This is a genomic window from Nitrospirillum amazonense, assembly GCF_007828045.1.
Taxonomy (GTDB): Bacteria; Pseudomonadota; Alphaproteobacteria; order Azospirillales; family Azospirillaceae; genus Nitrospirillum; species Nitrospirillum amazonense_C.
The window spans coordinates 37,137-53,730 of the sequence record NZ_VITN01000026.1; the positions used below are offsets into that span (position 1 = coordinate 37,137).

15 protein-coding genes are annotated in these 16,594 nt (G+C 67.1%); 2 read left to right on the plus strand and 13 right to left on the minus strand.

The window, feature by feature from the left end; genetic code table 11:
* Positions 1-193 precede the first annotated feature (193 nt).
* The 5 genes from FBZ89_RS26495 to FBZ89_RS26515 form a co-directional block, all read right to left on the minus strand.
* On the minus strand, positions 194-1,564 hold the full coding sequence (locus tag FBZ89_RS26495) for a phospholipase (RefSeq protein WP_145753660.1): 1,371 nt from the start codon (positions 1,562-1,564) through the stop codon (positions 194-196).
* A gap of 129 nt (positions 1,565-1,693) precedes the next feature.
* The gene (locus FBZ89_RS26500) at positions 1,694-1,942 is read right to left on the minus strand and encodes a YlcI/YnfO family protein (RefSeq protein WP_145753662.1); all 249 of its coding nucleotides are present in this window, start codon (positions 1,940-1,942) and stop codon (positions 1,694-1,696) included.
* A gap of 10 nt (positions 1,943-1,952) precedes the next feature.
* Positions 1,953-2,738: a hypothetical protein gene (locus FBZ89_RS26505; RefSeq protein ID WP_145753664.1), complete on the minus strand. Its 786-nt coding sequence runs from the start codon at positions 2,736-2,738 to the stop codon at positions 1,953-1,955.
* A gap of 159 nt (positions 2,739-2,897) precedes the next feature.
* The gene (locus FBZ89_RS26510) at positions 2,898-3,998 is read right to left on the minus strand and encodes an IS5 family transposase (RefSeq protein ID WP_145753666.1); all 1,101 of its coding nucleotides are present in this window, start codon (positions 3,996-3,998) and stop codon (positions 2,898-2,900) included.
* Positions 3,999-4,042: 44 nt separating this feature from the next.
* Positions 4,043-4,282 (minus strand): hypothetical protein, encoded by a 240-nt coding sequence (locus FBZ89_RS26515; RefSeq protein WP_145753668.1) that lies wholly within the window; start codon positions 4,280-4,282, stop codon positions 4,043-4,045.
* A 191-nt stretch (positions 4,283-4,473) separates the two neighbouring features.
* On the opposite strand from FBZ89_RS26515, the gene FBZ89_RS26520 reads away from it, so the two are divergent.
* A complete protein-coding gene (locus FBZ89_RS26520; RefSeq protein WP_145753670.1) occupies positions 4,474-4,806 on the plus strand; it encodes a hypothetical protein in 333 nt (110 codons plus the stop codon).
* Positions 4,807-4,818: 12 nt separating this feature from the next.
* Here FBZ89_RS26520 and FBZ89_RS26525 read toward each other — a convergent pair whose 3' ends face one another.
* Entirely contained in the window at positions 4,819-6,783 is a 1,965-nt protein-coding gene (locus FBZ89_RS26525; protein ID WP_145753671.1) for an SPFH domain-containing protein, read from the minus strand.
* 651 nt (positions 6,784-7,434) lie between these two features.
* Between FBZ89_RS26525 and FBZ89_RS26530 the strand changes: the two genes are divergently transcribed.
* Positions 7,435-9,045, plus strand: coding sequence for an OprO/OprP family phosphate-selective porin (locus FBZ89_RS26530; protein WP_145753673.1), 1,611 nt, complete (start codon positions 7,435-7,437; stop codon positions 9,043-9,045).
* A gap of 33 nt (positions 9,046-9,078) precedes the next feature.
* Here the strand turns inward: FBZ89_RS26530 and FBZ89_RS26535 are convergent, their stop codons facing one another.
* The 7 genes from FBZ89_RS26535 to FBZ89_RS26565 all read right to left on the minus strand — a co-directional run bounded on the left by FBZ89_RS26535 (position 9,079) and on the right by FBZ89_RS26565 (position 16,574).
* Positions 9,079-9,846: an MBL fold metallo-hydrolase gene (locus tag FBZ89_RS26535; RefSeq protein ID WP_145753676.1), complete on the minus strand. Its 768-nt coding sequence runs from the start codon at positions 9,844-9,846 to the stop codon at positions 9,079-9,081.
* 8 nt (positions 9,847-9,854) lie between these two features.
* On the minus strand, positions 9,855-10,700 hold the full coding sequence (locus FBZ89_RS26540; protein WP_145753677.1) for a TatD family hydrolase: 846 nt from the start codon (positions 10,698-10,700) through the stop codon (positions 9,855-9,857).
* The gene (metG, locus tag FBZ89_RS26545; protein WP_145753679.1) at positions 10,700-12,253 is read right to left on the minus strand and encodes a methionine--tRNA ligase; all 1,554 of its coding nucleotides are present in this window, start codon (positions 12,251-12,253) and stop codon (positions 10,700-10,702) included. Before metG ends, FBZ89_RS26540 begins: the two co-directional genes overlap by 1 nt.
* Positions 12,254-12,318: 65 nt before the next feature.
* Positions 12,319-13,437 carry a DNA polymerase III subunit delta' gene (locus tag FBZ89_RS26550; RefSeq protein WP_145753681.1) on the minus strand — a complete coding sequence of 373 codons (1,119 nt, stop codon included), beginning with the start codon at positions 13,435-13,437 and terminating at the stop codon, positions 12,319-12,321.
* Positions 13,437-14,081, minus strand: a complete 645-nt coding sequence (gene tmk / locus FBZ89_RS26555) for a dTMP kinase (protein ID WP_145753682.1) — start codon at positions 14,079-14,081, stop codon at positions 13,437-13,439. The genes FBZ89_RS26550 and tmk overlap by 1 nt, the downstream gene beginning before the upstream one ends.
* Before the next feature lie 8 nt (positions 14,082-14,089).
* Positions 14,090-15,262, minus strand: coding sequence for a D-alanyl-D-alanine carboxypeptidase family protein (locus tag FBZ89_RS26560; RefSeq protein ID WP_145753684.1), 1,173 nt, complete (start codon positions 15,260-15,262; stop codon positions 14,090-14,092).
* Positions 15,263-15,482: 220 nt separating this feature from the next.
* Positions 15,483-16,574: a septal ring lytic transglycosylase RlpA family protein gene (locus FBZ89_RS26565; RefSeq protein WP_145753686.1), complete on the minus strand. Its 1,092-nt coding sequence runs from the start codon at positions 16,572-16,574 to the stop codon at positions 15,483-15,485.
* Positions 16,575-16,594: the final 20 nt, after the last annotated feature.

Consider the following 16,594-nt stretch of genomic DNA (forward strand, 5'->3'; position numbering starts at 1 on the left):
AACTGGGCCGGTTCGAACCCAAGCTGATTGAGGCGGTGCGCGAGGCGCTGGCCTCCAAGCTGGAGTTCTCGGTGGTGCGCCAGGTGGCTAGCCACATCTCGCGGCGGGTTGGCTACGCGTTCTCGCCCTATCATGTGAACTTGGGCGAGGGGGCACACCTGACTGGGCTCGGTCTGGGGCAGCTTCTGATCCCTCAGCGCTGGGCGGCGGCGCTCTCGTCCGGCGCCACCGCGCGGATGACCGCCCGCGTGTCCCGGCCCGCCTGGCGCATGCGGTCGGCCACCAGGTCGGCCAGCTTGGCCTGCTCCGCCGCCGGCGCCTGGCGCGACAGCGCGTAAAGGTCGGCGTCCTTGCCATCCAGGTTGGTGGCGGCATCCGAGACATAGCGGGCGGGGAAGCTGCGCTCCAGCTGCGCGTCCAACGCGTCGGCCACGGCGACCGACTGCGCGCTGCTGACCTCGCGCAAGGTGTCGGGTTGCAGCCGCTGCACGGTCGCGTCGCCGCCGGTGTCGCGCAGGGCCGCCAGCAACGGATCGCCCATCTCCCCCCGGACGTAGGCCACCGTCATGCGGTTCTTCTGATAGTTCTCCAGCGAGGTGTGGCGGTTGGTGACGCGGTTCAGGGCCGCGAGCTTGGGGCCGTGGATGCCCGCCATGTCCAGCACGCTGGTCCACAGCATGGACGGAACGCCGACGCCGGGCAGGACCCGGGCGTGATAGGGCTGCGCCATGTCCTGGACGTAGTGAATGGCCCAGCCGGCGAAGCGCCAGCCCCAGTAGGGGTGGCCCTGCGCGAAGGCGAAGCGCGACAGGGTCATGTACAGGTGGACCCGCGCCTCGGGATAGGTCTTCTGCAGGTAGGGGGCCGCCTTATAGAGGATGCCGGACTCGTGATAGAAGCCCATGTGGAAGGGCGCCTGGCTGCCATAGTCCAGCAGCGGGTTGCCGAAGGGCTGCGTGCCGAAGCTGTATAGCGCCCCCTGCTTCTGGCCGTTGTCCTGGAACAGCCCGATATCCAGGCCGAAGTCCGGCTCGTTGGACGCGGTGGCGACGACGTCGGCCACGGGCACCGCCTCCCCCTCCTCCAGCCGTTCCATCTGTTTCAAGTCCACGTCTTCCGGGTTCTTGAGGATGCTGAGGGCCGGCCAGTCCATCCCCCGCCCCGTCGCCGCGTCGGTGCCCGGCGGTCGCTGGCGGTAGAGGGCGATGGGCACGTCCTCGTTGACGCGGATGGCGTGGACGAAAGCCAGCTTCAGCGCCGCCGCGTCCGCATCGCCGGGAACGTTGAAGGCCAGCCCGTCCGGCCGGGGGGCGTAGAACGGGACATGGGCCCGCGCCCATTGCTCTTCCTCCTCCAGCACCTTGGGCAGGGCCGCCGCCTCCTTGGCCAGGAAGCCCGCCAGCGTTTCCGCCGGCACGCTATGCCCGGCCACCTGCGGCATCGCCTCCACCGCCGGCCAGGTGCACAGGGTGTGGTTGCTCCACGCCCAGGCCGCCGGCTGGGCGGCGAAGAAGAAGGCGGCGGTCAGGCACAGGCAGCGGCGGAGGGGAAAGGGGTGTCGCATCTAAGACCCTGTTTTCTCGGGGACCATTAAGGATGGGCCGGACCATACCCGGGTTAGAAGTCATTTCCGCGACAGATCCCCCGAAATCCAGCACCTTGAAGCCACGTGGAACCATCCCCTATTCGCGGCTCAACACTTCGTCGCCTGCGGCTGGAGGCTGCCCCCTTCCCGGGTCAACAGCCGCCGGAACGCGGCTCGGTCCCCTTTCCCCTGACGTTCGGCAAAGAAAGTGGCTGTCCGCATGGCGGACAACTTTTCCGCCACCGCCGTTGCCACGAACTGATTGAGGCTGGTCCCGTCTTGAGCGGCCAACCGCTCCGCCTCCGCCTTCACGGAAACGGGCAGACGCAGAGGATATGTCGATGTCTTGGTCATCATGATCTTGTCCTCAACAAAACATCGCCACGGTTTCCAGCATGGGCACCTCGGGCGCGCCAAAACTAACCAGCCGCACATCCAGATCGACAGTCTGGACCTTATTCAGCGCACGCCGCATGGCATTGTCGATCCACTCATCCTCATTGCCAAAAGCGCCACCGCCCAGGCGGGTTAGTAGAACGGTGTTGGATGCGCCCCGGCGTGCGTTGAGGACCGCCGCCAGAAGGGTGGCTTCATAAGCGGCCTCCAGAATCAAAGTGCCGAACATCCGCCACATATAACTCATGGCATTGCAGTAAGCCGCTGGAAGGGCCGAACAAAAGGCTTGTGAGACGATAGGGCGTGACGGCACTGGCGCGTCCGTTACCTCGACGTCCCAATGCAGGCCGATCCTTAGCAAGCCTCGAAGCGCATCCAGTGCAGGTGGGTCGAGGCCATAAAGGTAGGCGTTGATGTCGGCGAGTTGCTCCTCCGTGCATAACGCATATCCGTTCCTCATTGCCCAAGGAACCTGACCTGGTCGCCCAAGCGCCTGAGCCAGCGCAACACCGAGGTCCGCCAGGCAATCGATTTGGCGTTCGGCGGTCTGTCCTTCGCCATCCTTCATGGGCACGAAATAGTTCCGGTATATCGTCACCGCGCCTGCGGCGATGGCGCAGGCCGGTCCCTGTGTTCGGTCCTGTTCATATCGAGTCACCCCTTGCTCTGGCGAGACTCGAGGTGACACCATCTCCAGCAAGTTGAATTGCGACGCCACCTGAAATAATGCGCCACTGAATTCGGGTGCGTGATGCATACGCCGCACATCACCACTAACAGGGTGCGGAAGAACGGTTGTGTGCGGCCCCTTACCCCCTGCGCCGAAGCGTTGCGCTGACTTGGGCGAGGGGTTACAGGCCGCTTTTGCCGCCATTTTCCCCGGGTCCCGCCGTTTGAAGGCGGATCCCGGGCATGGTCATGCCGCCACCATCAACTTGGGCAGCCTGACGAGGTTGTAGGCGGCGGCGGTCAGGGCGAAGGCCCAGCCCACGCGATCCGTTCCCTTCTGTCGTGTCTTGCGTAGGCCGCCGATGGTCTTGGCCCACCCGAAGACCTTCTCAATGCGCTTGCGGACGCGCAAGGATACGGCATAGCCGGGATGGCGGGTGGTGCGGCCGTCGATGGCGCTACTGCGCCGCAGCGTGCCGGTTTCGGTTCGCTGCTCGTTGCGGGCGATGTGAGGCGTGACCTTGCGAACGCGCAACTGGGCAATGAACTCACGCACGTCGTAGGCCTTGTCGGCGCCCAAGGTGACCCGCTTCGTCGGCTTCAGCCCGTCGATCAAGGCCAGCGCCGCCTCGCGTTCCGCGGTGCCGGTGGCCTGGGTCAGCGTGGCGCCGACCACCAGGCCGTTGCGGTTCTCCATCAGCACATGGCCCATGTAAGCCAAGCGCGCCGGCTGGCCGTCACTCTTGCGATACAGCTTGGCCTCGGGGTCGGTGGCGGACGCATGGGTCTTGTTGGACCGCTTCTCCCCGTGGAAGTCCCGCTCCCCATTGCGGCCAGGGCCCGGTGGATTGTCGTCGCCGTCCTTGGGCCGGAAGCTCTTGACCGACGCCCACGCCTCGATCAGCGTGCCGTCCACCGAGAAGTGCTCATCCGACAGCAGGTTCCACCCGCGCGCCTGGGCCACAACGGCCGCCAGGAACTTCGCCGCCACGTCACCGGAAAGAAGCCGCTCACGGTTCTTCGTGAACACCGTCACGTCCCAGATGGCCGCGTCCATCGCCAGCCCGGCAAACCACCGGAACAGCAGATTGTAATCCATCTGTTCCATCAGTTGCCGCTCCGACCGGATCGAATAAAACGACTGCAGCAGCAACGCACGCAGCAGCTTCTCCGGCGGAATGGAGGGACGGCCCACCTTCGCGTACAGCGCATCAAACTCCGGAGAAAGGACCTCCAGCGCCTCGTCGCAGATCGCTCGGATCGCACGCAGCGGATGACCAGCCGGAACCCGGGCCTCGCAACTCACATACGAAAACAAACCCTCCGTCCGAATGTCGCCGCCACGCATCTCTTCCCTCCGAATCCGTAGGGGAAGCGAATCATGACCAAGCGTCAGACGGAAGGGTTTTTCCGCACCCTGCTAATGGTCCGCACGGTCAGGCGACCGGGTGCGCCGTGATTTGCGGCGACGCGTTGGCGCAGGGCTTCCAGGGAAACCACCTCCAAATTCCCAATACCGAATGTCCGGCCATTGACCTGTGACCGCAGCGCCCCATCCTCGATGGACAAGCGACCGCGTGTTTCGGCGTAGGTCGTCTCAGGAAAGCCCATTAGGCGTTCGAACCAGTCCACCCGCCGCATCCTCTTTAATCTTATCCTTAAAGGACGGTAGCTCCCCAGCCCCGGTTTGCAAACCGTCGGGTCAAGGCGCTCTGGTACCGTTCGCTCATGAAGCGCTTGTTGTAATCAGAGCCAGGTGCTCGACCATGCCGCTGTTCCCGCCCCGCCCCTGCCCCGCATGCCACAGGCATACGATCCCGCCCATGGCGAACATGACCAAGTCCCGGCCCTTCGTCTGCCCGAACTGCGACGCAGAGGTTTATTCCAAGTGGACCTTCCTGGCGTGGATTTTCTATTTCGAGCCCGTGATGTGGCTGATCTTGCTGGCGGTGTTATACGTGGCCTTCACGCTGCTGCGCTTCATGCCACCGTTCGCGGTATTCTGCGTGCTGGCGGCCGGGGCCGCGGGATGGTTCCTGGTCTTCGCGATGCTGTGGCCCCTGACGGTCAAGAAAAAGCCCGGCCTGTGGGGTGAAACGCCGGATGTTCGCCCCACAAGCCGAAAGGCCGGATCGTTTCCGACCCGGCCTTTCTAGGTCCCTCAGACCTTATGCCGCCGTCTCCGGCTGCTTGGTTCGTTTCACCAGCTGGTCCAGGCCGCCCTGGGCCATCAACAGGCTGATGAGCGCGTCTACCAGGGTGCCGTGGCCGGCCTCGCAGCCGCCCATGGTCACGGTGGGGACCAGGGGGACCTTGGCCTGGGTGATGGCGCCGCTCAGCATGGCGGCCACCTCCTTGGACAGGGCCATCTCCGCACCGCCGAAGGCATCGACCTGGGCCTTGGCCGCCTGGGCGTTGGCGTCGCCGATGGCGGCCACGCGGTCGGCCTCGGCCCGGCCCTCGGTGCGGGTGCGCATCGCGGTCGCCTCGGCCATCACCTTGGTTGCCTCCGCCTCCTGCGTCTTGCGGGCCAGTTCGGCGCGACCGTGGTTCTGCGCCACCTCGATGGACACCGACGACTTGGTCAGGTCGCCCTGCGCCGCCGCCCGGGCTTCGGCCGCGCGCAGTTCCAGTTCCTTGGCGGCGGCCACCTGCTGGCTTTCATAGGTCTCCACCTTCTCCCGCGCGACCTGGCGGGCGCGCAACTGCTCGAAGATGGTGTCGATGTGGGTGTCGCCCTTGGCCGCGCGCGGCGTGCCGATCATCACCTCCTTCACGTTCAGGCGGTACTTGGCGAACCGGGCGCTCATGGCGGCCAGGGCCTCGCGCTGCACCTCGGCGCGCTGGTTCACCAGCTCGATCAGGGTGCGGCTTTGGGCGGCGTCCTTGAACCAGGCGCTGACCATGGGGTCCAGGGTCTGCTCCACCAGCTTCTTGATGTCCGCGAACTGCTGCACCACCCAGGGCGCGTCGTCGTAACCGATGTGCACGACGATGGACAGGGGCAGCACCGGCTCGAACGCGTCCTTGGTGATGAGTTTGATCTCCGCCAGGTTGTCGTCGAAGCCGTGGGCCTCGCTGCGCCCCTCGATCCAGCGCAGGACGAAGTTGGTGGTCGGCACCGTGCTGACCTTCACGGCATAGGGGTTGATGGCATACTTGCCAGGATGCAGGGGCGTCTGCCAGACACCGCGCTGGCCCTGGGCCACCAGTTCGCCATGCTTGTGGTCGGTGCCGGACACGTCGGCGCCGCGCGGGCCGGTGAAGCTGACCACCACGCCGACATTGCCGATGTCCACCTGCGTCTTGGGCCGTACCTCGATGGTCGCGAACAGGCGGTTGATGTAGTAGGTGCCCTCGACCAGCACCTGTTCCTGCCGGCCCCGGCGGCCGCCAGCGGCCAGGAAGGTCTCCGGATCCTGGAAGGAGTTGTGGAAGGTGGTGCCGTCGGCGGCGTGGGTGCCCACCGTGGGGGCGATGATCTCGCCATGGTCCAGGGCCGGGCCGTCATGGACGGTGACCACGCCCACCGCGTCCTCATGGTCGCGGATGATCAGGGGGCGGAAGCCGTTACGCTCCTCGATCATCTCGCGCATGGTTTCCACGGCGCGTGCGTCGCTGGCATCGCCCAGCACCACGGCGTGGGTGGCCGATTCCGTGAAGACGATGAACTGCGCCGTATTGATGGCGTAGACGCCCTCACGCAGGATGCGGCGCTGGGGGCCGCGCTGACCGCCCTGGCTCACGAAGGCGCGGGCGTTCTCCACCCCCACCCCCGCCGGCCAGCGGGCCAGCGCCTGGGCATTGGGCAGGGCCTGGCCGCCGCGGGCGAAGATGTAGGCCAGGCTGCCCTGGGGCACCGTCACCAGGTTGGCGCGGTGCACGCGATATTGCAGCGGCATGAAGAAATGAAAGCCGCCGCGCAGCGTTTCCGGCCGGAAGCCGGCCTCGCCCGCCAGCGCCAGGAAACCCTCCTCAACCGAGCCGCCCAGGGCCCAGAGCTTCTCGACGATGCCCACGGCATCGTTGCGGATATAGACGACGGCACCGGTAACAAACGCCAGGATGAGCACGCCCAGGACGCCACCCACCAGATAAAGCGTGGTGAGCGCCCAGGAAGGGAACTCCAGCATGGAAGCCTCGTTCAATGGACCTTGATGTGAGCGCCCGGTCCGGATCCGTGACGGAGTCCGGGCGCGAGACCGCCAGCGCCGGGGCCCAGGCAAAGGGGCATCCGGCAGGCGGAATGGGGGGGATTGGGGGATGTGTCAGGAGGCCGCCGGTGTCAGGGACGGCGCTGGCTCATGCCGATATCGATGAAGCCTTAGACACGGAAGCCGATCACGGCGCTGGCGCGCCGCTGGCTGGAGAGACAGGAACCGGAACGCCGCATTCTTGGGCACCCGAACCGTTTGTCGATGGCAGGGATTTTACCATGACGGCGGTGTGACACAACGCACACTCGCAATGCTGGCATTTTTGCCCAGCACCGCGCGCCGCGCATACCGGTTGCCGTGGACAAGCCGAGTGATCGGAGTCTGCCAAGCTGTTGGGCTTTGATCCATATCGGGAACAGAGTATTCCGATATGCGCGGCGTATAACTATTCCCGATATTAAGATCTCGTTATCAGATGATCACGAGATACTATCAAGGTGACGCAATAAATATATAAATATAGCGCCTAAATTGGCCCTGCATCCCGATCAGGTGCGATCGAATACAGATGAAGGGTTTCTTAAAATGTCGAAGCAAACGCGGACGTCCCCGTACGGGCGAACCGGCGTGTTCCTGCTCACCGCCGCCTGTGGCCTGATGGCCGACCTGCCCGCCCATGCGGCTGAGACCTCCACGCAAGAGGTGCAACGGCTGCGCGCCCAGTTGGAGGCGCAGATGAAGGTCAGCCAGGCCATCCAGGCCCGACTGGACGCGCTTGAGGCGCGCGAGGCCGCCGACGCCAAGGCGCAGGCGGAAACCAAGGTCCAGGCGGAACAGGTCGCGGCGCAAGCGGCCACCCAAGCCAAGACCATCGCCAAGCTGGAGGCCAGCAGCGGCGACAACGGCAGCTTCACCATGGCTGGCGGCCGCCCCACCTTCACCGCCTTCGGCGGCAAGGGCACGCTGCAGATCGGCCTGCAGGCGCAGTTCGACGCGGCCGCCTATTTCGAGGACAACGCCAGCGTGAAGCGATCGGGCGTGGATCTGGGCGATGGCGTCAACGCCCGCCGCATCCGCATTCCCTTCGTCTTCCGGTATGGCGACATCACGGCCACGGTCACGCCCGACTTCGGCGGGTCGCCGGATGGCCGCCAAAACACCCAGTACCTGTATGAGGCCAACCTGGCTTACACGCCTTTCAAGGGCTTCACGGCGGCGCTGGGCTATCTGCAGCCCAACATCAGCCTGCAGGACGCGCCCAGTTCCAACGACTTCATGTTCATGGAACGCCCGGCCATCATGGATGTGGAGCGCAACATCGCCGCCGGCGACGCCCGCGCCGCCGTGGGCGCCCGCTATTACCAGGACCGCTTCTTCGTCTCCGGCTTCCTGACGGGCCAGGCATATGGTGGCCAGTCCACCACCACCGCGACCTCATCCGTCGGCGCCACCGGATCGGTCACCACCGCCGTCTCCACCACCCAGCCGTCCAATGGCCAGCAGACGGGTGCCGTGATGCGCGTGGCGGGCCGGCCGGTGTATGGCGAGGATTATGATGTCCACCTGGGCTTCAGCGGGTCCAAGGTGTTCAGCATGAACCAGAACGACAGCAACCGCCTGGCGCAGAACCTGGCCCTGTCGGTCCAGCCGGAACTGCGGGTGGACACCAGCAAGCTGATCAACACCGGTTCCATGCCGGCGACCGGCGTCTACACCTGGAACCCGGAAGTGGGCCTGCGCTACCAGAACTTCCTGGTCCAGGCGGAGTATGTGGAGATCGGCATCAACCGCCAGCACCAGGCCGGGGCCGGCCTGGGTGGTGCCACCCAGACGCCCGACCTCACCTTCCACGGTGCCTATGTCGATGCGTCCTGGGTGCTGACGGGCGAGCCGCGCCTGTACCAGTCGGCCCGCGGCGGTTTCGGCGGGCTCAAGGTCGCCCACCCGTTCAATCCCGAGACGGGCGACTGGGGCGCGTTCGAGGTGGCGGCGCGCTACAGCGACATCAACCTGAACAGCCATGTCCAGCGCTTCCTGGCCCAGTCGGTGACCGGCGGCGTGGCGGGCGGTCAGCAGGATGTCATCCAACTGGGGCTGAACTGGTATCCCAACGACCATCTGAAGTTCATGGCCGATTACCAGATCGTGGACGTCAGCAAGCTCAGCGGCGCCACGCTGCAGAACCAGACCGGCCTGCGCTACCAGGCCGTGGGCTTCCGCGCCCAGGTCGCCTACTAAGGCGGCGTCTCAGGACGGCCTGGTGCCGGATGGTCAGGCCATCTCCAGCACCAGGCCGTCGTAGGCCGGCTCCACCCCCGGCGGCAGTATCGCCATCAGGGAGCGGTAGTCCATCTGGTGGTTCATATGGGTCAGGTAGGCGCGGCGGGGTTTGAGCCGGTCTATCCAGCTGAGCGCCAGGTCCAGGTGGGCGTGCACCGGGTGCGGTTCGATGCGGGTGGCATCCACGATCCAGGTGTCGATGCCCGCCAGCACGCTCCAGGCCTTCTCATCCAGGTGCACGACATCGGTGGAATAGGCGAAGTCGCCGATGCGGAAGCCCAGGCTGGGGAAGCGGCCGTGTTCCTGGTGGAAGGGAATGAAGTCGAGGTCGCCAATGCTGAAGGGGCCGGTGATGGTATGCGGCACCAGGCAAGGGCGCGGGAACCAGTCCGGCCTGTCCTGCGGCTTGAAGCAATAGTCGAACCGTTCCTGCAACTGGCCCAGATTGACCGTGTCCGCGTAAATGGGCAGCGGCCGGTTATTCATCCAATTGACCTGGCGCAGGTCGTCGATGCCGTGGGCGTGGTCGGCGTGCGCGTGGGTGTACACCACGGCGTCGATGCGGGTGACCTGCGCGTCCAGCAGCTGTTCCCGCATTTCCGGGCCGGTGTCGATCAGGACGGTGGTGCGGTCCGTCTCCACCAGGATGGACGCGCGGCGGCGGCGGTTGCGCGGCTCATTGGGGTCGCAGTCGCCCCAGATGTTGCCGATCATCGGCACGCCGCCGGACCCGCCGCAGCCCAGGATTCGCACCCGCATGCCGTTCCTCACGCCGGGAACCCGGCGACGAAGGTGCCGCACTCGGCGGGCGGGATGCGGTCGAACAGCGCCAGCATGGTGGCGGTGGTGGCCCGGGCCAGATCCGCCGGATCCATGCCCTTCACCTCCGCCAGCAGGCGGGCGGTGTGGGCCACGAACGACGGCTCGTTGGTCTTGCCGCGCATGGGCACCGGCGCCAGGAAGGGCGCGTCGGTTTCCACCAGCATGCGGTCCAGCGGCACCTCCTTGGCGAACGCGCGCAGCTCGTCCGACTTCTTGAAGGTGACGATGCCGCTGAAGGAGATGTGCAGGCCCATCTCCAGCGCCTGGCGGCCCAGCTCAGGGCTGGAGCTGAAGCAGTGCAGCAGGCCGCGCAGCTTGCCTTCGGACCCGCCCTCCTCCCGCAGGATGCGGATCATGTCCTCATCCGCGTCGCGGGTGTGGATGATGACCGGCAGGCCGGTTTCGCGCGCCACGGTCAGGTGGGCGCGGAAGGAGGATTCCTGAACCTCCTGCGGGCTCTTGTTGTAGTAATAGTCCAGGCCGGTCTCGCCCAGGCCGACGACCTTGGGGTACGCCGCCAGCTCACGCAGCCGTTCGACGGTGCACAGCTCCTGCTCCTCCAGCGCCTGGTGGGGGTGGACGCCCACCGTGCACCAGACATCGGGATAGGCCTGGGCCACCGCGTGCACTTGGGGAAAGCGGCTGAGGTGGGTGCAGATGGTCAGCATGGCGCCAACCCCCGCCGCCCGCGCCCGGCCCACCACCGCGTCGCGCTGTTCGGCGAAGTCGGGGAAGTCCAGGTGACAGTGGCTGTCGATCAGGAAGGGCTTATGGATCAGACCGTCCGGCATCAGGCGGCCCCCTCCGTCTCCTCGACATGGCGGGGGAACACGCCCTGCGGCGACGGCAGCGGCGTGCCGGGCACCAGCGCCAGGTCCAAGTGGGCGAAGTCACGGGCGTCCGCCGGCACGGCCAGCAGATCCAGCACCTTGGCCATCGACCCGGGCATGAAGGGCTGGGTCAGGATGGCGACATGGCGCACGGCCTCCGCCAACACATACAGCACCGTGGCCATGCGCGCCGGATCCGTCTTCTTCAGGGCCCAGGGGGCCTGCTCGTCGATATAGCGGTTGGCGTCGCCCACCACCACCCACAGGGCGTCCAGCGCCTTGTGGAAGGCCTGCACGTCCAGTTCCGTCCGCAGGGTGGGCAGCAGGCCGCGCGCGGCGGTCAGCAGGGCGTTGTCGGCCTCGGTGAACGCACCGGGCGTGGGCACCACGGCGCCGCAGTTCTTCTGGATGATGGACAGGAAGCGTTGCGCCAGGTTGCCGTAGCCGTTGGCCAATTCGCTGTTGATGCGGGTGACCATGGCGCGGCGGGAGAAGTCGCCGTCGTTGCCGAAGGGGATCTCGCGCATCAGGAAATAGCGGGTCTGATCCAGGCCGTACTTTTCCAGCAGCTCGGCCGGCGCCACGACGTTGCCCAGCGACTTGGACATCTTCTCGCCCTCCACGGTCCACCAGCCGTGGGCGAACACGCGGCGCGGCGGCTGCAGGCCGGCGGACATCAGGAAGGCCGGCCAATAGACGGTGTGGAAGCGCAGGATGTCCTTGCCCACCACATGCAGGGCCGGCCAGTAACGGGCGTAGGGCGTGCCCTCCCCCGTCTCGGGATAGCCGATGGCGGTGGTGTAGTTGGCCAGGGCGTCCAGCCAGACATACATGATGTGCTTCTCATCGCCCGGAACCGGAATGCCCCAGTCGAAGGTCGTACGGCTGACCGACAGGTCCTTCAGGCCCCCCTTCACGAAGCTCATGACCTCGTTGCGCTTGCCGGCCGGCAGGATGAAATCCGGATTGGCTTCATAGAAGGCGATCAGGCGGTCGGTCCAGGCGCTGAGGCGGAAGAAATAGCTGGGCTCCTCCACCCACTCGCACTCGGCGCCCGTGGGCGCGAACTTGCGACCATCGGCCTCGGTGCGCAGCTCATCCTCGCCGTAATAGGCCTCATCCCGGACGGAGTACCAGCCGGCATAGGAGCCCAGGTAGATGTCGCCGCTGTCCACCAGCTTCCGCCACAGCGCCTGCACGGACTTGATGTGCCGCGGTTCGGTCGTGCGGATGAAATCGTCGTTGGAGATGTTCAGCAGGCCGGTCAGGTCGCGGAAGTTCTGCGATACGCGGTCGGTGAAGGCCTGGGGGGCGATGCCGGCCTTTTCGGCCGACTTCTCCACCTTCTGCCCATGCTCATCCGTGCCGGTGAGGAACTTGACGTCATAGCCGTCCAGGCGCTTGAAGCGGGCCATCACGTCGCAGGCGATCGTCGTGTAGGCGTGGCCGATGTGCGGCACGTCGTTCACGTAATAGATCGGCGTGGTGATGTAGAAGGGCGGGCGCCCGGACATGGCAACTCTCCGGCTAACAGGCTGTCGGTTTATTATCTAGGGCGGTGAAACCGCTTTTCAGCGTCTCAGGACGCCGCAGCCTCGATCGTGCGCAGCGCGCTCAACATCACCTGCTTGCGATCGAGATTGGCGCCTTCCGCCTTGGCGAACAGGCGGTTGACGTTGTCCCATACCTCCATCCAGCGATCAAGCGCACGATCCCGGCGCGCCGCGAAGGACAGACGTTCCATCAGGGCCGCCTCACCCTCCACGATCTCGGCCGCCGCCTGGTCACGGGCCAGCGCGCGGTTGAAGCGGGCCAGCCACCACAGCAGCAGGTCGGTCGTCGTCTCCCACACCGTGTCCTGGCCGGCGCGGGCCACCTGGTCCGCCAGGGCGTGGGCGGCGGCCAAATCCAGGCGCGGCAAGGTGTCCAGCACGCCCAGCAGCACGCGGTAGAGGTCCAGGCCCCCGGCGGCGGCCAGGTCCAGGCCCCGCCCGATGCTGCCGTCCGACAGGGTGGTCAGCGCCGCGGCATCGCCCATCTCCAGATCCGGCATCATGCGGTTGACCAGGCTACGCACCGTGGTGGTGGGCAGCGGCTCCAGCATCAGGGTGCGGGTGCGCGAGCGGATGGTGGGCAGGAGGGCGCCGGGGTTGTCCGCGACCAGCAGGATCAGCGCGCGGGGCGGCGGTTCCTCCAGGATCTTCAGGATGGCGTTCTGGCCGCTGGGGTTCATCTGGTCGGCGCCATCCACGACCACGATGCGCCAGCCGCCCTCGGCCGCCGTCAGCCGCAGGAAGGGGGCGATGCGCCGCACCTCCTCCACCGGCAGGTCGCGCTTGAAACGCTTGCGCTTCTCATCCCAGGTGCGCTGGATGGTCAGCAGGTCGCCATGCGCGCCGGCGGCCACGCGCCGGGCGATGGGGTTCTCGGGTGAGACGTACAGGCTGGTGGGCGGCGGCGGGGCGCCGAACAGCCCGTCTCCTTGCTGCTCCGCCCCGCCCGACAGCAGGAAGCGGGCGAAACGGTAGGCCAGCGTAGCCTTGCCGATGCCGGGCGGCCCGCCGATCAGCCAGGCGTGGTGCAGGCGCCCGCCGGTGGCGGCCTTCAGCAGCGTCTGTTCCGCCGCCGCATGGCCCATCAGGTCGTGCGTGGCGATGGGCGCCGGCACGCTTTCCCGGTCGAACGCCGGCGCCGGCATCACGCGGTCCTCCCCAGCGGGCCCAAGCGCCCCTCCACCACCGTCAACAGCCGGGCCTGGATGGTGGCGATGTCGCCGGTGGCGTCGATCACGGCGCAGCGGCCGGAATCGCGGGCGGCGATGTCCAAGAAGCCTTGGCGGAGGCGTTCATGAAACTCCATGCCCATGCGCTCGTACCGGTCCTCGGTCCCCGGCCTTGAACCGGCGCGGGCCAGGCCCGCCTCGACCGGCAGGTCCAGCACCAGGGTCAGGTCGGGCATGAGGCCGCCGGTGGACAGGCGGTGCAGATCGGTCAGGACACCCCGGTCCACGCCCATGGCGTAGCCCTGGTAGGCGACGGTGCTGTCGGCATAGCGGTCGCACAGCACCCAGGCGCCCCGGGCCAGGGCCGGGCGCACCAGCGCCTCGACATTCTCATGCCGGGCGGCGTTATGCAGCAGCGCCTCGGTCAGGCGCTGCCAAGACGTGTCGCCGGCCACCAGCAGCCCCCGGATGGCGGCGGCGCCGTCGGACCCGCCGCCAGGCTCACGGGTGGTCACCACCTCCATCCCCCGGTCCGTCAGGGCCTGGGCCAGCAGGCGGATCTGGGTGGACTTGCCCGCCCCCTCCCCGCCCTCGAGGGTGATGAACCGGCCGGTCGCCATCAGCCGCCTCAGCTGCCGAAGATCATGCGGTGCAGGCCGGCGCCCATGCGGCCCAACAGGCCAAGGCGCGGCACGTCAGTGGCCGCCCGCAGGGGGATTTCCAGGGTCTGCAGGTCCGGCGCCGTCACCTTCAGGGTGGCGACGGCGGCGCCCTTGGCCACCGGGGCGGCCAGCGGCAGTTGCGTCACCACCGCCACCTTCATGGCGCGGCGCTGCTCGGCGGTCAGGGTGATCTTCAGGGCGTCGGGGATGACCACCGGCACGCTGTCGGCGGTGCCCAGCGACACCGGTAGGGTGTCCACCGTCTCGCCCGCCTTGAACAGGGCATAGTCGTCGAACTCGTGGAAGCCCCACTCCAGGATGCGGGCGGGCTCATCCGCGCGGCTCTGCATGCTGGTCAGGCCGTTGATCACCAGCACCAGGCGGCGGTCGCCGCGCTTGGCCGAGGCGATCAGGCCGTAGCCGCCCGCCTCGGTATGGCCGGTCTTCAGGCCGTCCACGCCCATGTTGCGGTACAGCAGCGGGTTGCGGTTGCCCTGCTTGATCTTGTTGTAGGTGAACTCCAGCTCCGAGAAATAATGATAGTACTCGGGGAAGTCGTGGATGGTGTGGATGGCCAGGATGGCCAGGTCGTGCGCCGTGGAATAGTGGTTGGCGTCCGGCAGGCCGGCGGCGTTGGTGAAGTTGCTGTCCTTCATGCCCATGTCGTGGGCGCGCTTGGTCATGTTGCGGCAGAAGGCCTCCTCCGTGCCGCCCAGGCCTTCGGCCAGGACGATGGTGGCGTCGTTGCCGGACTGCACCAGCACGCCGCGGATCAGATCCTCCACCTTCACGTTGGCGCCCAGCGGCAGGTACATGGTGGAGCCTTCGGTCTTGGCTCCGCCCAGTTCCCAGGCACGGCGGCTGACCGGCAGGCTGTCCTCCAGCGACAGCTTGCCGTTCTTCAGCCGGTCGAAGACCATGTACATGGTCATGACCTTGCTCATCGACGACGTCGGCATGTGCTGGTCGGCGTTCTTGGCGAACAGGACGGTGCCGGTGTCGGCATCCATCAGGATGGCCTGGCGCGCCTCAGTATCGATGGTGGCGGCGTGCGCCACGCTGCTCAACAGGCCGCCCAGCAGCCCTATAACCAGGGCGGCCTTAACCGCGCCGCGCGTCGCCAAAACCTTCAGTTCCATGTCTCTTCTATCCCGACTGCGTGTCCGATAGCTCTAATAGCCTTAAAGCATGCGGGGGCACTGATGCCCCATGAACGGCCGTCCATGCCAGTCTCCAGACGGCCTATGGCCAAAATGTCCCAACCGGCGGCGACCCCGGTGCACAGGGTGCGGCGGCCGGCGGGAACATTTCAAGCTTAACCCGCGTCCTATTCGACCCCGGCCTTACTCGACCCCGGCCTTACTCGACGATGACGCGGGCGCCGTTGTTGCCAGCGGCCACCACCTGGTCCAGCACCTGGTCGGCCTGTTCGGGCGTGTCCAGCGGGCCGACGCGGACGCGGAAGAACTGCGTGCCGTTGACCATGCTGGGCGCCAGGAAGGATGGGCCGATGCTGGCCAGCCGGGCGCGCAGCTTGTTGGCGTTGTCGAACAGGGTGAAGGACCCGGCCTGCACGTAGATGCGCTTCGGCCCCGGGCCGACCGCGACCTGCTGCACCACCGGCGCCGGCAGGAATCGGCCGTCCGGCTCCGTCGTGCCGGGAACGGTGGTGGGGGCCTGGACGGGCCGCGCCGGGGCCGGACTCGGCCCTTGCGCCGGCGGCAGGGCCTGGCCCTGCACCGTCACGCTGGGGCGCGGGGCGGCCTTGGGCACCGGGCTGCCGTCCGCCATGGTGGTGGGCACGGGCGCCGTGCTGCTGGGCGGCGCGGTCAGGGCCACCTGGCTGCCGCCGGCCTGCATGGCCGCCGCCGCGATGGCGCGGCTTTCATCCGCCAGGATCTGCACCCGCACCTTGGCCGTGCCCTGCTGTTCCATGCCCAGCAACTGGGCGGAGCGGCGGGACAGGTCGATGATGCGGCCGGCGGCAAAGGGGCCGCGGTCGTTGATGCGCACGACGATGGAACGGCCATTGTCCAGGTTGGTCACCCGCACCAGGCTGGGCATGGGCAGGGTCTGGTGGGCCGCCGTCAGCTCGTTCTGGTCGAAGGTTTCGCCGTTGGCGGTGCGTTCCTGGTGGAATCCCGGGCCGTACCAGCTGGCGATGCCGGTCTGGTCGTAATCATAGTCGGCGCGCGGATAGTACCAGATGCCGCCGATCTGGTAGGGGTTGCCCACCTTGTAGGTGGGCTGGCCCGCGCCGGCGGCCGATGGCGCCTGGGTCTTGGCGGTGGCGGCGGGGCCCGGCGCCTCCTGCTTGTGGGCGCAGCCGGCCATCAGCAGGGCAGCAAGCGACACCCCGGCCAGGGCGGGCGCTTTCCAGGGGAACTGTCCCGTCGATTCGTTGGCGGCGGCGGCCGCCGCCGTCCGCTTCACCAGATTTGCCCGGCTCATCACTCGCACACCGCTATGGA